At 67.8% G+C, this 4,102-nt stretch carries 4 protein-coding genes and 1 pseudogene; all 5 read right to left on the bottom strand.

What is annotated here, in order from left to right; all coding sequences use genetic code 11:
• Positions 1–58: 58 nt before the first annotated feature.
• Complete coding sequence (locus GJ633_RS14680; RefSeq protein ID WP_156589403.1) at positions 59–217, bottom strand: hypothetical protein; 159 nt, start codon at positions 215–217, stop codon at positions 59–61.
• Positions 214–2,058 (bottom strand): UvrD-helicase domain-containing protein, encoded by a 1,845-nt coding sequence (locus GJ633_RS14675; RefSeq protein WP_156589402.1) that lies wholly within the window; start codon positions 2,056–2,058, stop codon positions 214–216. The genes GJ633_RS14680 and GJ633_RS14675 overlap by 4 nt, the downstream gene beginning before the upstream one ends.
• A 151-nt stretch (positions 2,059–2,209) precedes the next feature.
• Positions 2,210–2,368: a hypothetical protein gene (locus GJ633_RS17305; RefSeq protein WP_197431362.1), complete on the bottom strand. Its 159-nt coding sequence runs from the start codon at positions 2,366–2,368 to the stop codon at positions 2,210–2,212.
• Between the two features lie 125 nt (positions 2,369–2,493).
• Positions 2,494–2,676, bottom strand: coding sequence for an HVO_0416 family zinc finger protein (locus tag GJ633_RS14670; protein WP_156589401.1), 183 nt, complete (start codon positions 2,674–2,676; stop codon positions 2,494–2,496).
• A gap of 265 nt (positions 2,677–2,941) precedes the next feature.
• A pseudogene (locus GJ633_RS14665) lies at positions 2,942–4,093 on the bottom strand (helicase); the annotation flags it as partial.
• Positions 4,094–4,102 lie beyond the last annotated feature (9 nt).

Below are 4,102 nucleotides of genomic sequence, written 5' to 3'. Positions count from 1 at the left end.
GGCTCGGTCCGTTTCGGTCCAGTCGAGATCGCCGAACCGGGTGAGGTACCGGAGGTCGTCATCGGATCGGTCCGCCGACCGCGACGAACGCGGCCGCGTCGGCGTCTCGCACCGCGTCGACGATCGGCGACAGGTCGGTCCGGAGCGGCGAGGGAGACGGACCGGAAGGAGGGTCGCGCTCCGGGTCGTCACCCCGTGCCGGGCCGTCGCCGCTCACGGCTCGGGCTCGGGGACCGCGAGCTCCGACTGTACCTCCTCGACGAGCTCCTGGGCGGGCTCGTCGCGGAACTCGTTGAAGAGCAGGACGCTGATCGGCAGGGTGGGCGCGCCGCTTATCAGGCTCTCTAATATCACGAGCCGCTCGCGGGCACGCGACATCCCGACGTAGAAGACGCGGCGCTCGTTGTCGGTGAGGAGCGGGACGGGGCTCGTCGTCTTCGTGAACTCTTCGACGCCGTCGACGTCGGTCGGGTCGTCGATGGAGGCGGCCATCTGCTCGACGACCTTCTCCGTGAGGTCGGTCGCGACGAACACGTGGTCGGCCTCGCGGCCCTTCGCGGAGTGGATCGTGCCGACACGGACGCGGGTGGGATCCATCCCGTGGTAGTCGCCCTCGAAGTACGCGCCCATCGACTTCCGCTGGAAGCTCGTCACCTTCCGGACCATGTCGTCGGCGCTCGCCGTGTCGGGCATAAACGGGATGTAGTCGTCGAGGTCGCCGGCCGGGATCTCGATCTCGGCGATGTCGTCGACGTCGGCCGCCTCCTCGCGGTCCTCTAGGAAGTCGTAGAACTCCTCGCGGTCGTGGGTGCCGAACGCCGACTCCTGGAGCATGTCGGCCAGCCGCCGAGCCTCGAGCCCGGTGACGGGGTCGCCGGCGTCGGCCTTCTCCACGGCGTTGACGTAGTCGCGCACGCGGTCGGTCCACATCCGCCCGTCGGTGAGCATCGTGAAGGGGATCCCGTGGTCGATGAACTCGTCGATGAAGTCGAACATCTGGTAGCGCGCGCGGAACAGACACATCACGTCGCCCTCGTCGTCTTCGATCGTGTACCGGACGTTCCGGACCAGCTCGATCATCGACGGCGACTCGATCGCCTCGACGCTGCCCCCCTCCTTGCGCGGGTGGAGATCCTTCTCTTGGCGCTTGTCGATGTGGCGGATCTCGGCGTTGACGACGTTGAGGATGTCGGAGGGGAGCCGGTAGGAGTTCGGGAGGATCACGTCCTCGTCGACCGCGGTGTCCAAGAGGAGGTCTGGATCGGCGCCCTGCCACGCGTAGACGACCTGGTCGTCGTCGCCGGCGATGAGCACCTTCTTCATGTGGGGTTTCCACTCCTCGAAGACGTTGTACTGCAGCGTCGTGATGTCCTGGAACTCGTCGATCACCAGGTAGTCGACGCTCGGCACCAGCGAGCGCTGGGAGACGCGTTCGAGCATGTCCGCGAAGCCGACGAGCCCGTTGTCGCCCTTGTACGCCCGCCACGCGCGGATCGTCTCGGGGATGTCGATCCGGTCGTCGTCGGAGGGCCACGTCGGCGTGTACTTGTTCCCCTGCTGGGCGTTCGGATCCTCCTCGGGCGGCAGCCGGACCTCCTCGACGTTCCACTGGAAGGGGACGTCATACCAGTCGGCCACGTCGCGTTCGGTGCGCTGGAGCCACTGCGACGTCGCGATGATCTTGTTGCCGATCGTCGTCGACCGGGCCGTCCGGCGGCCGGCGCCGCCGTGTTGGTCCTCGAACTCGATGCCGTACTCCTCGCAGAACGCCTCCTTGTCGTCCTCGCCGACGACGTCGCCCCGCGAGAGGTCGAGCAGCTCGTACGCCTTCGCGTGCATGGTACAGACGTTCCCCTGGAGGCTGCGGGGGGAGATGTCGAGGCGCTCGGCGAGCCGCTCGCGGATCTCGGCGGCGGCCGCGCGCGTGTACGAGACCACGAGCACGTCGCGGACGTCGGCGTCCTCCTCTTCGAGGATCCGTTCGACGCGGTCCAGCAGCGCGGTGGTCTTCCCGCTGCCGGGGCCGCCGAACAGTCGCGTCACGGTGGGTGCGGTCATTATCTACTCCAGATCCCCGTTCTCCTTAAACGCCGTGACTTCGGGCGTTCGCGCCCGGTATGGGGAGTCTCGGCGTCGGTCGTGAGTCGTTCTGTGGTCGGTTGTGGGTCGTTCTGTGTCAGCCGTCGGTTGTTCTGTGGGCGTTCCGTGGTCAGTTGCTTCGTGTCGCGCGGGCTTCTCGGACGTCGGCGCCGTCTCGGACCAGGTCCTCGCAGGCGGGACAGACGCGGGGACGGTCGACCTCGTTCGGCGTGAACACCCGAACGTAGTCGGCCGTGACGAACGAACCGCAGTTCTGACAGCTCGGCATGCTCGTCAGTATCTATCGACACTACATAATACTGCCGCCGGCTCTCGGCGAAAGAAATCGACGGTCCGGTTCTCCGGAACTACGGTCGAACCGTGGTGTCCTCGCGAGCGCCGGCACCGCCGCCGTCAGGTCGGGCGCCAGTCGCAGACCGAACACCGGGTCGTTCCCTGGTCGTGGAGCGCACCGCACTCGGGGCACTGGAGCTTGTTATAGGATCGCTCCCAGCGCACGATCTCTGTCTCGTGGCCGCGGTCAGACAGGAACTCGTCGAACACGTCGTCGTCCGAGCTGGGTGCACTACTAGACATGCATGCTAAGGAATGACACGATAGTATATATATCTTGTTGTGGTGGAAATCGAAGCTCGGAACACGAGACGATCGATCCGTAATAACGAAATTATCTGTCTGATAATCAAGTTCTATCGCGTCGATTGTGAACGATAGCCACGAACGGACCGATCGCTTCGAGACTGGACACGTCGAGCGGGAACCGCCGTCGACACGGCCGCCTCACGAGTCGGTCCAGCGAGTCAGTCCGAACGAGTCAGCCCCAGCGGGTCAGCCCAGCGAGTCAATCCCAGAACGACTGCGTGCGAGCGTACTCGCGCTCCTGTCGGAGCACGTCGCGGTAGAACTCGTCTTCGTCCTCGCGGAGCCGGTTGATGATCCGCGCGGCGTTGTGCGGGCCGACGCCGCGGGCGGCCAGTGCGATCACGGCGCGCTTGCCGTGCGACTGGACGAGGCTCGCCGCGCGGTGGGCGCGCTCCGTCCGGCGCTCCTGCTCGTCGTCCTTCTCGGTCGCGCGCACCGCGGCGACCGTCTCGTCGTCCCACGGGTTCAGGGCGGCGATCCGCGTCGATCCGCACTCGGGACACGACGGCGCGTCGGGGACGCGCCGGACCTTCGTCGTGCGCGTCCAGTCGGCACAGTGGAGACAAAAGAGCGTCACCCGGTCGTTTCGGATGCGCTCGCGCACCGTCTCGATCACGTCGGCGTCGGCGTTCTCGGGGACGAGGAACTCCGTTCCCGCCGAGCGCCCGGCCGTGCCGAGCGGGGTGCGCTCGCGGGCGATCGCGAGGGTCACCGCGCCGGAGCGGCAGTCCCGGAGCAGGTCGGCCGTCTCCGGGACGGCGAGGTCGGCGTGGAACACCTCCCGGAGCGCCTCGTCGTAGACGGGCGTCCCCTCGAGGGCCGCCAGCAGGCGGTCGCCGCCGAAGCGCCCCTTCCCCTCGCGGTAGCGCTTGACGGCGCCGAACTTCGCGGCCACCTGTGCCAGCGTGAACTTCAGCGCGTCGGACTTCTTCAGAGCGAGTTCGAGGTAGGCGCCGAGCCGGTCGGGGTCGGTCGTCTCCAGCACCTCGCGGAACGTCCCCGGATCCACCCCGCTCGGCACCTCGAAGGTGATCCGGTAGGGGTCGACCTCCATCCCGACCGACGAGCCCGCGCGCTGCCCCACGAGCGCCGCGAGCAGGCGCGCGAGCGTCTCGTTGACCTCGTGGCCGAAGGCCGCGTTGACCGCGACGGTTCGGGCGCTCCCCTCGATCACGATCCGCTCGTCGGTCGGGACCGGATGGCCGGCCTCGACGTGGTCGACCACTGGCTCCAGGGCGGCCGCGATCGTCGCCGCGTCGGCGGGGTATCGGTCCGCGAGTCGGCCGCGGCCGCCGCCGGCGTCGACCCTGCCCTCCAGCGCGGCCGCGACCTCCCAACGGATCCGCCCCACCTACCTCGG

This window comes from Halorubrum sp. CBA1125, assembly GCF_009742825.1.
In the GTDB taxonomy this organism is placed as follows: Archaea; Halobacteriota; Halobacteria; order Halobacteriales; family Haloferacaceae; genus Halorubrum.
This window is presented reverse-complemented; position numbering and strand designations above follow the sequence as displayed.